At 71.4% G+C, this 14,126-nt stretch carries 15 protein-coding genes; 7 read left to right on the top strand and 8 right to left on the bottom strand.

Going from position 1 to position 14,126, the window contains the following annotated elements:
* Positions 1 to 7: 7 nt before the first annotated feature.
* On the bottom strand, positions 8 to 745 hold the full coding sequence (locus tag LZ198_RS30720) for a PspA/IM30 family protein (protein ID WP_253975670.1): 738 nt from the start codon (positions 743 to 745) through the stop codon (positions 8 to 10).
* Between the two features lie 249 nt (positions 746 to 994).
* Here LZ198_RS30720 and LZ198_RS30715 point away from each other — a divergent pair, with 249 nt between their 5' ends.
* On the top strand, positions 995 to 2,359 hold the full coding sequence (locus LZ198_RS30715) for a sensor histidine kinase (RefSeq protein WP_253975669.1): 1,365 nt from the start codon (positions 995 to 997) through the stop codon (positions 2,357 to 2,359).
* Positions 2,360 to 2,365: 6 nt separating this feature from the next.
* Here LZ198_RS30715 and LZ198_RS30710 read toward each other — a convergent pair whose 3' ends face one another.
* The 5 genes from LZ198_RS30710 to LZ198_RS30690 form a co-directional block, all read right to left on the bottom strand.
* Positions 2,366 to 3,709, bottom strand: a complete 1,344-nt coding sequence (locus tag LZ198_RS30710; protein WP_253975668.1) for a 5'-deoxyadenosine deaminase — start codon at positions 3,707 to 3,709, stop codon at positions 2,366 to 2,368.
* Positions 3,710 to 3,723: 14 nt separating this feature from the next.
* On the bottom strand, positions 3,724 to 4,128 hold the full coding sequence (locus LZ198_RS30705) for a cytidine deaminase (RefSeq protein ID WP_253975667.1): 405 nt from the start codon (positions 4,126 to 4,128) through the stop codon (positions 3,724 to 3,726).
* Positions 4,129 to 4,161: 33 nt separating this feature from the next.
* Entirely contained in the window at positions 4,162 to 4,506 is a 345-nt protein-coding gene (locus LZ198_RS30700; RefSeq protein ID WP_253975666.1) for a PilZ domain-containing protein, read from the bottom strand.
* Between the two features lie 41 nt (positions 4,507 to 4,547).
* Positions 4,548 to 4,748: a hypothetical protein gene (locus tag LZ198_RS30695; RefSeq protein WP_253975665.1), complete on the bottom strand. Its 201-nt coding sequence runs from the start codon at positions 4,746 to 4,748 to the stop codon at positions 4,548 to 4,550.
* A 159-nt stretch (positions 4,749 to 4,907) separates the two neighbouring features.
* Positions 4,908 to 5,318, bottom strand: a complete 411-nt coding sequence (locus tag LZ198_RS30690) for an SET domain-containing protein-lysine N-methyltransferase (protein ID WP_253975664.1) — start codon at positions 5,316 to 5,318, stop codon at positions 4,908 to 4,910.
* 363 nt (positions 5,319 to 5,681) lie between these two features.
* Here LZ198_RS30690 and LZ198_RS30685 point away from each other — a divergent pair, with 363 nt between their 5' ends.
* On the top strand, positions 5,682 to 6,236 hold the full coding sequence (locus tag LZ198_RS30685; protein WP_253975663.1) for a DUF4328 domain-containing protein: 555 nt from the start codon (positions 5,682 to 5,684) through the stop codon (positions 6,234 to 6,236).
* A gap of 39 nt (positions 6,237 to 6,275) precedes the next feature.
* Here the strand turns inward: LZ198_RS30685 and LZ198_RS30680 are convergent, their stop codons facing one another.
* A complete protein-coding gene (locus LZ198_RS30680) occupies positions 6,276 to 6,884 on the bottom strand; it encodes a TetR/AcrR family transcriptional regulator (RefSeq protein WP_253975662.1) in 609 nt (202 codons plus the stop codon).
* Positions 6,885 to 7,044: 160 nt separating this feature from the next.
* Between LZ198_RS30680 and LZ198_RS30675 the strand changes: the two genes are divergently transcribed.
* A complete protein-coding gene (locus LZ198_RS30675) occupies positions 7,045 to 7,794 on the top strand; it encodes an SDR family NAD(P)-dependent oxidoreductase (RefSeq protein ID WP_253975661.1) in 750 nt (249 codons plus the stop codon).
* 126 nt (positions 7,795 to 7,920) lie between these two features.
* Here LZ198_RS30675 and LZ198_RS30670 read toward each other — a convergent pair whose 3' ends face one another.
* A complete protein-coding gene (locus LZ198_RS30670) occupies positions 7,921 to 9,225 on the bottom strand; it encodes a thymidine phosphorylase (RefSeq protein WP_253975660.1) in 1,305 nt (434 codons plus the stop codon).
* Positions 9,226 to 9,300: 75 nt separating this feature from the next.
* Between LZ198_RS30670 and LZ198_RS30665 the strand changes: the two genes are divergently transcribed.
* Genes LZ198_RS30665 through LZ198_RS30650 form a run of 4 tightly spaced genes read left to right on the top strand, consistent with a single transcriptional unit; the run spans position 9,301 to position 14,068 of the window.
* Positions 9,301 to 10,494: a BMP family lipoprotein gene (locus tag LZ198_RS30665; protein WP_253975659.1), complete on the top strand. Its 1,194-nt coding sequence runs from the start codon at positions 9,301 to 9,303 to the stop codon at positions 10,492 to 10,494.
* Positions 10,495 to 10,547: 53 nt separating this feature from the next.
* Positions 10,548 to 12,008 (top strand): ABC transporter ATP-binding protein, encoded by a 1,461-nt coding sequence (locus LZ198_RS30660; RefSeq protein ID WP_253975658.1) that lies wholly within the window; start codon positions 10,548 to 10,550, stop codon positions 12,006 to 12,008.
* Entirely contained in the window at positions 12,001 to 13,146 is a 1,146-nt protein-coding gene (locus LZ198_RS30655) for an ABC transporter permease (RefSeq protein ID WP_253975657.1), read from the top strand. Before LZ198_RS30660 ends, LZ198_RS30655 begins: the two co-directional genes overlap by 8 nt.
* Positions 13,139 to 14,068 (top strand): ABC transporter permease, encoded by a 930-nt coding sequence (locus tag LZ198_RS30650; protein ID WP_253975656.1) that lies wholly within the window; start codon positions 13,139 to 13,141, stop codon positions 14,066 to 14,068. The genes LZ198_RS30655 and LZ198_RS30650 overlap by 8 nt, the downstream gene beginning before the upstream one ends.
* Positions 14,069 to 14,126: the final 58 nt, after the last annotated feature.

The following is a 14,126-nucleotide window of genomic DNA, read 5'->3' as shown; positions in this document are numbered from 1 at the left end:
CGGGGGCCTACTCGACCCCCACCTTCTTGCCGATGGTCTTCCCCGTCGCGCCGCTCACGTCGGACACCGGGGCGGGGCTGTCCATCATCCCCATCTCCATCTTGAACTGCTTCACGAGCTCGTTGGCCTGGATCTTCTCGGCCTCCTCCTCGATCTGCGCGGCCTGGTGGTCCACCGACTCGAGCGCCATCTGCATGCGCGCCTCGTTCACGGCGGTGCGCTCCTCCACCTTGCGCAGCATCTCGTCGTGCGTCGAGTCGATGCCCGCGACGGTGAAGGACTCCATCGTGTCGGCCACCTTGGCCTGCCACTTGGCGCGCCGCGCGTCGCGGATGGCCGTCATGGCCTCCTGCGTCTTGCGGTCCTTCTCGCGCATGAACGCCTTCTTGACGTTCAGGGCCTTCTCGTAGGCCTGGCGCGCGGTGGCCAGTTGCGCCTCGTTGCGCTCGAGCGCCTCCTTCTCGACCTGGAGCTTGGTCGCGTACTGCGCGGCCAGGTCGTCGCGACCGGCCTGGATGGCGGCCTTCACCTTCGCCGTCATCCCGCGCACGTCCTCCTTGTACTTGGCGTTCTCCTTCTCGAGCAGCGTCACGTTCGCCCGGACCATGGCGATGGACTCGTTCATCTTCGGGACCTGGTCGTTCAGGTCACGGATGTTCTGCTCGAGGATGAGCTCCGGATCCTCGATGGAGGAGACGAAGAAGCCCGCGAAGCTGCGCAATGCCCTCTTGAGTCTGTCCCACATGTCGGCGGTCTACCTCCGTCCAGACCTACTTCAGGCCACCTTACACGAACTCCGGGGCGGGCAAGCAGCCACAACCGCCCCCGCTGATCAGTGCTACGTGCACTCACCTAAGGTGATTGCCGGCGCGCCACAAGCCCGTCCATCGCGGTCGGCACGCTCGCGCCCCGCACCTGCGTCGCAGCGCCCGCCCGGCGCCTCCCCCTCTAGAGAACTTGCCCTGGCCCGGGAACTGAGGAAAACCCATGACCCGTGGACGGGACGCTGGCGTGGCCCCAACGCTTCGAGGACTCGCTGGCGCGGGCGGTGGACGCCCAGCGCCGCAGCGTGCTGGGCACGGGGGCGGCCGTGCGTCTGGTCGGCGCCGCCATCTTCCTGGTCCTGACCACCACGCTGTGGCAGGCGGGGGGCGAGGACTGGGAGCCCTACCCGGCCATCCTGGGGCCCTACGTGGGCGTGGCCGCCGTGCTGTTCGTGGTGAGGAAGCGGCCGGAGGCGCGGTGGCTCGGGGCGGCGCAGTCGCTGATGGACGTGGCGCTCGTCTACGGCCTCCAGCACGTGGCGCTGCCCATCTCCCCCTTCCCCGCGGGCGTGGCCGGCTTCAGCCTGGGGCTGTTCGCGCTCGTCGTCGCGCTCAGCGGCCTGACGCTGCAACCAGGGGTCGTCTACGCCACGGCGTCCCTGGGCGCGCTCGCGCAGGGCGCGCTGATGCGCGAGGCCTCCGTCAGTTGGGGGCCGGTGGTCATCGCCGTGGTGACGCTGCTGATGATGGCCGGGGTCAGCCACTACAAGACGCGGCGGCTGCGCCTGGCCGCCGTCGCCCTCACCCGCGCGGAGGTGGAGCGGGCCCTGGAGGCACGGCGCTTCCAGGAGGTGGAGGAGGCGCGGCGCACCATCGAGCGGCTGCTCGCGGCGGAGCATGCGCGCAACGACCAGTTGTCCGCGCTGCAACGGGACAAGGAGACGCTGACGCAGTTCCTGGTGCACGACCTGCGCTCGCCCCTGTCCGCGCTCACCATGACGCTGTCGTGGATGGAGCACGAGCTGAAGGTGGAGAGCCTCCTGGAGTCCGTGCGCACGGGCCTGGCCGTCACCGCCCGCCTGGACCGGATGATCGCCGACCTGATGGATGTCCCCCGGCTGGAGGAAGGCCGGCTGGAGCCGCGCAAGACGCCGCTGCTGGTCGGCGCGCTCCTGGAGGACGTGCGCCGCTCCATGCAGAGCGTGGCGCGCGCCCGCCGCATCACCCTCGACGTCGAAATCCCCGAGCGGCTGGAGCTGGTCGGTGACCTGGACCTGCTGGTGCGCGTGGTGGAGAACCTGGCCACCAACGCCGTGCGCTATGCCCCCACCGGGGGCCGGGTGCGGCTGGAGGGTGGCGTGGACGCGAGGGGACGGTGGCTGGCGGTGCGCAACGACGGCGTCCCCATCCCCGCCGAGCTGCGCGCCCGCCTCTTCGACAAGTACGTGCAGGGCGACCTGGAGCGCGACAGCCGCCGGGGCTACGGCCTGGGCCTGTACTTCTCGCGGCTCGCGGCGGAGGCCCACGGCGGGCGGTTGGTGCTGGAGGACGCGCCCGGGTGGGCGACGTCCTTCGTGGTGTGGCTGCCGGCGTGAGGCCGTTCAGCTGCTCCGGGCGCGCTTGCGGCGCTGGAGGATGCGCTCGACGTTGGCGTTGGCGTTGGCCACCACGGAGGCGCGGTCCAGCGTGGTGAGCACGCCGTCCTTGAGCACGGGCCGCCCGTCGATGAAGACGTGCGTCACGTCCGTGGCCCGGCCGGAGTAGACCAGCGGCGCGAGCACGTCCTCCGGCGTGGGGGCGGCGTGCAGGTCGGACAGGTCCACCACCGTGATGTCGGCGCGCTTGCCCGGCTCCAGCGAGCCCACCTGGTCCTCGAGCCCCAGCGCCCGGGCGCCATGCAGCGTGGCCATCTCCAGCACGCGCATGGGCGTCATCGCCAGCGGGCCCACGCGCGGGTTGTGGAGCACCGCCGCGAGCCGCATCTCGTTGAACATGTCGAGCGTGTTGTTGCAGGGCGCGCCGTCCGCGCCGAGCGCCACGGTGATGCCGGCCTCCAGCATCTCCGGCACCTTGGCGATGCCCGAGCCCAGCTTCAGGTTGGAGCCCGGGCAGTGGCACACCACGGTGCGCGTGTCGCGCAAGAGCTCCTGCTCCTCGGCGGACAGCCACACGCAGTGGGCCAGCGTCACGTGCGGCCCGCTGACGCCCAGCGTGTGGAAGAAGTCGACGTTGTCCCGGCCGCCCGAGTACTGGCGCACCGCGTCCGTCTCCTTCGCGTTCTCGCTGGCGTGCGTGTGGATGCGCACGTCGTGCTCGCGCGACAGCCGCGCCACCTCGCGCATCAGCTCCGGCGTGCAGGACAGGACGAAGCGGGGCGCGAAGGCGTAGCGCAGCCGGCCCTCGTGCGTGTCGTGCCAGCGCTCCAGCAACTGGAGGCTGTGGGCCAGCGACTCCGCGGTGGACTCGCGCAGGCCGTCGGGCACGTTCGCGCCCGCGTCCATCATCGCCTTGCCCCCCACCAGCCGGAAGCCGGCGTCCCGCGCCGACTCGAAGACGGCGTCGTAGTGGTGCACGCTGCCCATGTCGAGCGCGGCGGTGGAGCCCGAGCGGATGAGCTCCGCGAACGTCAGGTCCGCCGACGCGCGCATGGACGCCGCGTCATGCGACGCCTCGAAGGGCCAGATGCGCTCGCGCAGCCAGTCGAGCAGCTCCAGGCCGTCCGCGCGGCCCCGGAACAGCGTCTGGCAGGCGTGCAGGTGGCCATGGATGAAGCCGGGGAGCACCACCTTCCCCGTCACATCCACCACCCGGCGCGTCCCGCGGGGCTTCAGCCCGCGTCCCACCTTGGCGATGCGCCCGTCCTGGACGAGCACGTCCGCCTCCACGAGCACCTCGCGCTCGCGGTTCATCGTCACCACGGTTCCGCCAGTCAGGAGCAGATCCACGCGTACGGGCTTTCCTAGAAGAAGTCCTTGGTGAAGGCGTGCGGCAGCAGCTCGCCCAGGGTGTAGCGCGCCTCGTCCCCCTTCGGGGTCCTGCTGCGCACCGACAATGCGTTTCCGGCGAACTCCGCCATCACCTGCCGGCACATGCCACACGGCGGGCACGGCACGTCCGTGTTCGCGACGATGGCCACCGCCACGGGGCGCGAGCGCCCCTGCGCCACGCCCGCGGCGAAGGCGTTGCGCTCGGCGCAGACGGTCAGCCCGTAGGTGGCGTTCTCCACGTTGCAGCCCGCGACCACCGAGCCGTCCGCGTAGAGGATGGCCGCCCCCACCGGGAAGCGGGAGTACGGCACGTGCGCGCGCTCGCGCACGCGCGTGGCGTCCTCGAACAGGCGCTCCCAGGGAATGTCATCCGCCATGGAGGCTTCCTCGCGCGCTACGGGGTGGGGCCTTCAGCTCTTGCCGCCGGAGAGCTGCACGTCGTCCAGGTAGCGGGCGATGGCCAGCTCCGCCTCGACCGGCAGGTCCATGAAGCGCACGTGCGCGGCGGGCCCCTGCGGGCCATCCGTGACGTGGAGCACCTCGCCCCGGGCCTCGACCTCGTCCGGGAGCAGGGGCAGGTTGAAGCGCACCTCGACCTGGGCGCCCGCCTCCAGCCCGGGACCATTCCAGGCGCAGCCCCCCAGGGACAGGTCGCCCTCCCCCGCCTCGAAGTCCGCCGAGCTTCCCGCCCGTCGCACCTTCAGGCGCATGGGAATCCGTGGGGAGTCGCGCCGGTCCTCGGCCTTGTCACTCATCGAATCGTTCCTCTCGGCCATCGCCGTCACAGTCCTGCCGCTCATGCCCCCGCCATCATCCGTATCTGGCCGGAGACGGCGGCCCCTCCTGGCACGGTGTGCATGAACACCGGCGTCGAGCCCGGGGCAAGAGGCATGCGCAGCTCCGCCGACGCGTCCGCGAGGTCATCCACCCCCGCCTCCCGCGCCCAGGCCCCCCGGCGAACCTCCGCCGAGCCCTTCTCGTGTGCTCGCAGCCCCATCAGGCGGGCATCATACCCGCCCCCACCCGGGAGAGAGGGCCGGAATTTCATCCACCCCACCCTCCGCCCAGAAGAATGTCTTGTACCGAGAGTGCGCCCGCGTTGCGCCCCGCGTCCAGGCGTGTGGACCCGCGCCCACCCCCGCGAGGCCGCCCTGGTTCAGGGAGGCACACCCTGGCCCCGCGAGTCCCACCACTCGTCGCCGTAGCTGATGAACACCTGCTCGCCGGGGTGGATGTCGCGCAGGGCGTAGAAGGTGAAGAGGTCGCGGTCCACCGCGCGGTAATACGCGGCGTTGGGCTCCTTGGCGTGGTTGTAGAGCATGCCGTAGCCCAGCACGAGCGCGACCCAGTCCCCCGCGGGCTGCTGCTCCCGTTCGCTCCAGCGGATCTGGAAGACGTAGTCGTCGAGCGGGGGGTGGCGCGTGTGCTTCTGGAGCACCTTGAGGTAGCGGCACTCCTCGATGAGGTCGCCCGCCTTGATGAACTCGTCGGTGAAGACACCGTAGCCCCATTCACAGGGCCGGACCTTCACACCCGGATGGAGGTGCAGTGCTTCGCCTGTGTTCATGCGTGTCCGCCAGTGCGCGGCACATTGCCGTGTTCCGGGGCCGGCGGGAAGCAGGGAGCGTGGGCGTCCCCTCGCCTCCCACAGCCAAGGCCTGTCACACCATACGTATGATGTTGGTTCGACCCGCCAGTTCGTCCCTCCATGCCGACAACCTCCACCGCTCCCGCCATCGATGCCACCTGTGCCTGGCATCCAGACCAGGCCGCGGTGGGAACATGTCCCCGCTGTGGGAGCTTCGTCTGCGAGCAGTGTGAAGGACGCGGCGCCCAGGCATGCACGACCTGCCTCGCGCGATGTCGGCGACAACCCCTGCCTCCGACCCGTCCATGGGCGCTCGTCACGACCTGGAGCATCAGCCTCCGCATGGTCGTCGAGCTCGCCTATCTCGTCGTGTACGTCTGGGTCTACAGCACCCTCCGAGCACTCGGGTACTCGAAGCCCGAGGCCTTCGAAGTCTACGGAACCTGCCTCCTCGTCGTGAGGCTGACCGGCACCGTGACGCTCACGTGCAGCATCGTCGGGTTCCTGACGTGGCAATTCCGGGTGACACGGGCCACGACGATGCTCGGGGGCAACCCGCGCTCCCCGCTCTGGGCCATCCTGTCCTGGTTCATCCCGGGCCCGAGCCTCTTCACGCCCTATCAGTGGTTCAGGGATGTCTGGCGCGACCTGGGGGGAGATGTCCACCGGCCCCGGCAGATACGCGCATGGTGGTGCGCCACGCTGCTCACCCTCGCGCTCGGAATCGGGAACGTCTGGGTCATCGGCCGCGACGACCTCTCGGAGTTCGGAATCAAGGCGCTCCGCATCACGTACACCGCGATGCTCCTCATGAGCACGGTGCTGTGCGTCCGCGTCGTGACACACCTCCAACGACGGCTCACCCAGAAGCAGCAAGAGGTGCACGGCGACGCCTGAGAACGGCCTCGCCGATAGACGAAGGCCACCTCGCGCGCACTACGTCGGCCACGCGGCCAGGGACATGCGGGCCACGCGCCGCAGGTCCTCGCGGCTCGTGCCGGTGGCGGCCTGGACGGCCATGCCCTGGGTGACGGTGTTGATGTAGCGGGCGAGGTCCGCGCAGTCGACGTGCGGGGGTACGTCGCCGTCGCGCTGGCCCTGCTCCAGTCGCTCGCGGATCGCCTTCTCTCCCGCCAGACGACGCGCGGCCAGCTCCTTCTGGATGGGCGCGGCCGCCTCTCCGCTCACCAGCGCGCCTTGGACGGTGATGCAGCCCCGAGGCCCTCGCGGCAGCGTCTGCGCATCCGCCAACCCGAGCACCAGATGCTCCATCGCCTCGCGCGCCGTCGGCTTCGCGAACGCCTCCCGGTAGAGGATGAGGTGGTGCTCCACGTAACGCTCCAGCGCCTTGCGGAACAGCTCCTCCTTGTTGCCGAAGGCCGCGTAGAGGCTCGGCCGGTTGATGCCCAGCTCCTCCGTCAGGTCCGACAACGACGTGCCCTCATAGCCCTGGCGCCAGAACAGGCGCAGCGCACGGTCCAACGCCTCGTCCACGTCGAAGGCTCGGGGGCGCCCCACCGGGGCGGCTTCCGTCCTGGGTTTCATACCGTTCGATACTAATTGCCTTGCTTCACGGCGGCCACGGCCGTAAATCCGTACTCATCGGTACACAATCCACGGCCGCTCCCCGCGACGAAGCGCGGCGGGAGGGGTGCGTCCGCGCCCAATTATGTACCGAACGACACACATCCACGAGGGAACGAACATGGCGAAGAAGCTGGCAGGCAAGGTGGCGCTGGTGACGGGTGGGTCGCGGGGGATTGGCGCGGCGACGGCGCGGGCGCTCGCGGAGGAAGGCGCGGACGTGGCCATCAGCTACGTGGCGTCGGAGGAGAAGGCGCGGGTGTTGGTGGAGGAGCTGAAGGCCCAGGGGGTCCGTGCGGCGGCATTCCAGGCCGACCAGGGTGTGGCGGCGGAGGTGACACAGTTGGTGCACGCGGTGGCGCGGCACTTCGGGCGGCTGGACATCCTCGTCAACAACGCGGGCATGGCGGTGGGCGGCGCGGTGGATGGGACCGGGAGCGACGTAACGACGTTCGACCGGCAGAGCGACGTCAACGTCACGGGCGTCATCACCGCCATTCGCGAGGCGGTGAAGGTGATGGGCCACGGAGGCCGCATCATCACGGTGGGCTCCAGCGTTGCTGACCGCGTGGGGATGCCCGGGATGGCGGACTACACGGCGACGAAGGCCGCCGTCGTCGGGTTCAGCAAGGGCGCGGCGAGAGACCTCGGGCCCAAAGGCATCACCGTCAACGTGGTGCAGCCCGGGTTCACGGACACGGACCTGTCCGCGGGGCTCGAGCCACTCAAGCCCGCCATCAACGCCACCATCCCCGTGGGACGCTTCGGCCGCCCGGAGGAGGTCGCCGCGAGCGTCGTGTTCCTCGCCAGCCCCGGTGCGTCCTACGTCACGGGCACCGTGCTCACCGTGGATGGCGGCCAGGGCGCCTGACCCCCGCGGGCCCCTCCACGCCACGGCCACCCGCTGACCACGAAGTCTCCGGGACGAGGGTTACCCTCCCGAGCACGCGGCGGAGGCGACCTCGACCTCCGCCGCCGGGGACCCGTGGGCGCCGCCCTACTCCACCCGCTCGCGAACCAGCGGGCGGGGCGCGGGAGCCGCGTCGCCGAAGCGGTACGCGGCCAGGAGGCGCGCCTTCACGTTCTCCACCGGGCCCTCGTCGTTGAAGTGGACGCGCACCACGGGCTCGCCCTCCTTCACGGCCTCGCCCGTCTTCTTCAAGAGGGTGAAGCCCACGGCCGGGTCGATCTTGCTGTCCACCCGCTGACGCCCGGCGCCGAGCGCCACGCCCGCGAGGCCCACGCCCTCGGTGTCGATGCCCGTCACGTATCCATCCCGGGGCGCCACCACGTCCACGGTGGAGCGCGCCTGGGGCAGGAGCGAGTAGTCGTCGATGGAGCGCGGATCGCCGCCCTGCACCTGGACGATCTCCTTGAGCTTGCGGATGGCGCTGCCGTCCTCGACCACGCGGCGCAGCTTGTCGCGCGCCTCGTCCACCGTGGCGGCCTTCTTGCCCAACACGAGCATCTCCGCCGTCAGCGCGTAGGTGATCTCGGTGTAGTCCTCCGGCGCCTCGCCCCGGAGCATGTCCACCGCCTCCATCACCTCCAGCGAGTTGCCCACCTTGCGGCCGAGCGGCTGGTCCATGTCCGTCAACAGGGCCACCACCTTGCGCCCCATCTCCGCGCCCAGGCCGATCATCGTCTTCGCCAACGTGCGGGCGTCCTCGTCGCGCTTCATGAAGGCGCCACTGCCCACCTTCACGTCCAGCACCAGCGCGTCGATGCCCTCCGCCAGCTTCTTGCTCATGATGGACGAGGCGATGAGCGGGATGCAGTCCACCGTCGCCGTGACATCGCGCAGCGCGTAGAGCTTCTTGTCCGCGGGGGCCACCTGCGCCGTCTGGCCAATCAGGCAGCAGCCCACCTCACGCACCAGTTGGCGATACTCGGTCGTCGACAGGTTGACGTTGAAGCCGGGGATCGACTCCAGCTTGTCGAGCGTCCCACCCGTGTGGCCCAGGCCGCGGCCGGAGATCATGGGCACCGGCACCCCGCACGCGGCGGCCAGCGGAGCCAGGCTGAGGGACACCTTGTCCCCCACCCCTCCGGTCGAGTGTTTGTCCACCTTCACCCCCGGGGTGTCGGACAGGTCCAGCACCTCGCCGGACTCCAACATGGCCCGCGCCCAGGCCCCCAGCTCCCGGGAGTCCAGCCCCTGGAAGAAGATGGCCATGCACATGGCCGACATCTGGTAGTCGGCCACCGTTCCCGCCGTATATGCCTGGATGAACGCGAGGATGTCCGCCGGGGCGAGCCGGCCGCCATCCCGCTTGGTCTTGATGAGCTCGTAGGGTTGCACGGACCTGCCATACCAGGAACCCGGCCCCCCATGCACTTCCGCGAAAGGCCGCCGCATCTGCTAGATAGGCCGGCCATGATGCTCCGCCTCCAGGTCCTCGCCCTCACCGCGCTCCTGTGCGCCTGTAGCAAGAAGCAGGAAGAGACGCCCACCCAGGGCTCCCAGGCTCCCTCCACGGCCCAGCAGCCGGCGAAGAAGGCCGTCCCGGTGGGGCTCGTCATCGACGTGGGCGGCCGGGGAGATCACTCGTTCAACGACGCCGCCCTGCGGGGCCTGGAGCTGTGGGCCGCCGGCAAGCGTTACGAGGGAGGCAAGTACGTGGACGCCGCCCCGGACGAGGTGCGCAAGTCCCTGCCCGCCCACCTGACGACCCTCGCCACCTCGCTCCAGGCCCTGCCCGTGCAGCCCGTCGTCCTCCAGAGCAAGGCCCAGGAGGACTACATCCCCAACCTCCAGCTCCTCGTGGACCGGGGCGCCCAGCTCACCATCGGCAACGGCTACATGCTGGCCAACGCGGTGCGGACGGCGGCCCAGGAGAACCCGCAGTCGCGCTTCCTGCTCATCGACAGCCAGGTGCTGGACGCCCAGGGCAAGGCGCTGAAGCTGCCCAACGTGCGCACCGTCCTCTTCAAGGAGCACGAGGGCAGCTTCCTCGTGGGCGCGCTGGCGGGCCTGGTGACGAAGACGGGCAAGGTGGGCTTCGTGGGCGGCATCGAGGTGCCCCTCATCCAGCGCTTCGAGGTGGGCTACCGCGCCGGCGTGAAGACGACGAAGCCGGAGGCCGCCCAGACGCTCATGTCCGTCTACACCGGCAGCTTCAACGACATGGCCGCGGGCAAGCAGGTGGCCCAGGACCTCATCGCCAAGGGCGCGGACGTCATCTTCCACGCGGCGGGCGCGGACGGCATCGGCGTCATCCAGGCGGTGAAGGAGGCGCGCGCGGCGGGCAAGAGCGTCTACGCCATCGGCGTGGACTCGGACCAGTCGCACGTGGCGCCGGACGCCATCCTCACCTCGATGCTGAAGCACAGCGACCTGGCCGTGTACCAGGCCGCGCGGGACCTGGTGGACGGCAAGTTCGCGGCGGAGGATCAGCTCCTCGGACTCAAGGAGCACGGCGTGGGCATGGCCGAGGTGCGCGTGGACTTCCCGGGCAAGGCGGAGGCGCTCCAGAAGGTGGAGGCGCTGCGCCAGCGCGTCGTCGCCGGCGAAATCAAGGTGCCCTCCGTCCCGGCGGACCTCGCCTCCTTCCAGGCCCCCGCGCCCTGATCTCCCTCAAGCACATCCAGAAGCGGTTCGGCGCCGTCACGGCGCTGGACGACGTGTCCCTCGACATCCACGCGGGCGAGCTGCTCGCGGTGGTCGGCGAGAACGGCGCGGGCAAGTCCAGCCTGATGAACGTGCTCTACGGGCTGTACCACCCGGACTCGGGCGAGGTGTCCGTCGAGGGCAGGCCCGAGCGCTTCAGGAGCCCCCGCGACGCCATCGACCGGGGCATCGGCATGGTGCACCAGCACTTCATGCTCGTGCCCACGCTCACGGTGGCGGAGAACGTGGTGCTCGGCCGCGAGCCCACGCGCTGGGGACGGCTGGACATGGAGCGCGCCGTGCGCGAGGTGGCCGACACCTGCGCCCGCTTCGGCTTCACGCTCGACCCCAGGGCCCGGGTGGACGCCCTCACCGTGGGCTCGCAGCAGAAGGTCGAGATCGTCAAGGCGCTGCACCGGGGCGCGCGCGTGCTCGTCCTCGACGAGCCCACCGCGGTGCTCACGCCCCAGGAGGCCGACGAGCTGGCGCGCGTGATGAAGGACCTGGTCCGCGCCGGGCGCACCGTCGTCCTCATCAGCCACAAGCTGAAGGAGGTGCTCGGCGTGGCGGACCGCATCGCCGTCATGCGCCGGGGCCGACTGGTGACGGAGGTGCGCGCGGCCGACACGACCGCGGACCAGCTCGCCGCCCTCATGGTGGGTGACGCGCCGCGCGCCGCCACCGACGAGCCCGCCCCCGTCGCGCAGGCGCCGGGCGAGGTGCTCGTCGAGGCGAAGGCGCTGCACGCCCTGGGGGACAACCACTGCCCCGCGCTGCGCGGCGTGGACCTCACGGTGCGCGCGGGAGAGGTCGTCGGCATCGCGGGGGTGGACGGCAACGGGCAGCGCGAGCTGGCCGAGGTGCTCACCGGGCTGCGGAGGCTGACGTCGGGCGGAGGCACGCTGCTGGGCGGACCGCTCGCGCGCCTCACCCCGGCCGTGGCGCGCGAGCGCGGCGTGGGGCACGTGCCCGAGGACCGGCTGCGCCGCGCGGTGGTGAAGGCGCTGAGCGTCGAGGAGAACGTGGCGCTGGGCCGGCACACGAAGCCGCCCTTCGCCAAGGGGCCGTGGATCGACTTCGCCGGACGCCGCGAGCGCACCCGCGAGCTGCTGGCCGCGTACGACGTGCGCCCGCCCGAGCCCACGCTGGTGCTGCAGGCCCTGTCCGGCGGCAACCAGCAGAAGGTGGTGGTGGCGCGCGAGCTGGACGCGAAGCCACGGCTGCTGGTGGTGGTGCAGCCCACGCGCGGCCTGGACATCGGCGCGGTGGCCCAGGTGCACGCGCGGCTGCGCGAGGCGCGCCGCCAGGGCACGGGCGTGGTGCTGGTGTCGCTCGACCTGGAGGAGGTGCTGGCCCTGGCGGACCGCGTCTACGTCCTGTTCGAGGGCCGCGTGACGGGCGAGTTCACCCGGCCGGACTACGACGAACGGGAGCTGGGACGGCGCATGTTGGGAGCGGAGCGGGCCCATGGGTGAGCGCGCGAGGCAGGCCCTGCCATCGGTGCTGTCGGTGTTGCTGTCGCTCGTCGTGTGCTGGCTGCTCATCGCCCTCACGCGCGATGCGGACGGGTTCACCACCGCGACGGCCGCGTACCTCCAGATGCTCTGGGGCGGCATCGGCGACTGGCCGACCTTCCTGGGAGGCAGCCCCGTGGCGGTGCTCACGCGCCCCATCGGCGAGGCGGCGATGAAGGCCGCGCTGCTCACGCTCACGGGCCTGTCCGTGGCGGTGGCCTTCAAGGTCGGCCTCTTCAACATCGGCGCGCAGGGGCAGATGCTGCTCGGCGCGCTCGCGGCCGCGGTGGTGGGCTCCCACGTCGAGCTGCCCGCGCTGCTGCACATCCCGGCGGCGCTCCTGGGCGCGGCGCTGGCCGGGGCCGCGTGGGCGGGCATCGCCGCCGCGCTCCGGCTGTACCGGGGCGTACACGAGGTCATCTCCACCATCATGCTCAACTGGGTGGCGCTGCGGCTGGTGGACAACTGGCTCGTGGTGGGCCCGCTGCGCGGCGTGGCCCAGGCGGGCGCGTCCATCACCGGCACGGCCGAAATCCACGCGAGCGCCGCGCTGCCCCGGCTCCTGGGCGACGTGTCGCGCCTCAACCTGGGCTTCCCGCTGGCCATGCTCGCGGCGGTGGCGGTGTGGCTGTGGCTGGAGCGCACGCGCACGGGCTTCGAGACGCGCGCGGTGGGCCTGGGCGACGAGGCGGCGCGCGCCGCGGGCATCCCCGTGGCGCGGCGCGCGGGGCTCGCCATGGCGCTGGCGGGCGCGCTCGCGGGCAGCGCGGGCGCGGTGCTCGTGCTGGGCACGGAGGGTCGCTATCCGGGCACGCTCGGCGCCCCCTACGGCTTCGACGGCATCGCCATCTCCCTCATCGGGAACAACCACCCGCTGGGCGTGGCGCTGGCCGCGCTCTTCTTCGGCGCCATCCGCGCGGGCGGCACGCGCATGCAACTGCTCGACGTGCACAAGAGCTTCCCCGAGCTCATCCAGGGGCTCGCCCTGCTCTTCGTCGCCGGGCGCCTCATCTGGCTTTCCGTGCTGCGCCGCCGCCGCGCGCCCGCGCCCGTCCTCTCCGCGCCCACCGCCCCCACCCCGGAGGCGCCCCATGCTTGAAATCGTCACCCGGCTGCTGTTCGCCACGCTGGACGCCGCCCCGGCGCTCGTCTTCGCCGCCCTGGGCGCGGTGCTCTCCGAGCGCGCGGGCGTGGTGGCCGTGGGCATCGAGGGGATGATGCGCGTGGGCGCCTTCTGCGCCGCCGTGGCCGCGCTCACCGTGCCCACGCCCCTGGCCGTGGTCGGCGGCATGCTCGCCGGCGCCGCGCTCGCGGCCGTGCACGCCTACCTGTGCATCCGCTGGCGCTCCGACCAGGTGGTGTCCGGCATCGCGCTCAACCTCGTGGCGCTCGCCGGCGGCACCTTCCTGCTGGAGACGCACTACGGCCCCAACGGCACCCCGCCCATCCAGCAGCTCACCGCGTGGGACTGGCCCGCGCTGTCCTCGGTGCCCCTGCTGGGCGCGCTCTCCGGCCACGCCGCGCCCACCTACCTCGCGCTGGCGCTGCCCTTCCTCCTCCAGGCGCTCCTGACACGCACGCCCCTGGGCCTGCGGCTGCGCGCCGTGGGCGACAAGCCACACGCCGTGGCCACGCTCGGCCTGTCCGTGCCGGCGCTGCGCTGGGGCGCCGTCGTCGGCGGAGGGCTGCTCGCGGGGCTCGGCGGCGCGGTGCTGTCCACCACCGTGCTGGACCGCTTCGAGCAACACACGCCCGCGGGCCTGGGCTTCATGGCCCTGGCCGCCATGGTGTTCGGCCGGTGGACGCCCCTGGGCGCCTTCCTCGCCGCCGCGTTCTTCGCCTTCGGCAACGCCCTGCGCATCGGCCTCGCCTCCAGCGCCCCGGGCCTCCTGGAGCTCGTACCGCAGGGCGTCTTGCTCGCCCTGCCCTACGTCCTCACCCTGCTCGTCCTCACGCTCCAGGGACAGCGCAGCCGCGCCCCAGCCGCACTCGGCGTGCCCTACGAGCAGGAGTCGCGCTGATCGCCCTCACCGGATTGAGTCATTCGACACCCGGGTCTATTATGATTCCTGGTCGGAA

The organism is Myxococcus dinghuensis, assembly GCF_024198235.1.
GTDB lineage: Bacteria > Myxococcota > Myxococcia > Myxococcales > Myxococcaceae > Myxococcus > Myxococcus dinghuensis.
This window is presented reverse-complemented; position numbering and strand designations above follow the sequence as displayed.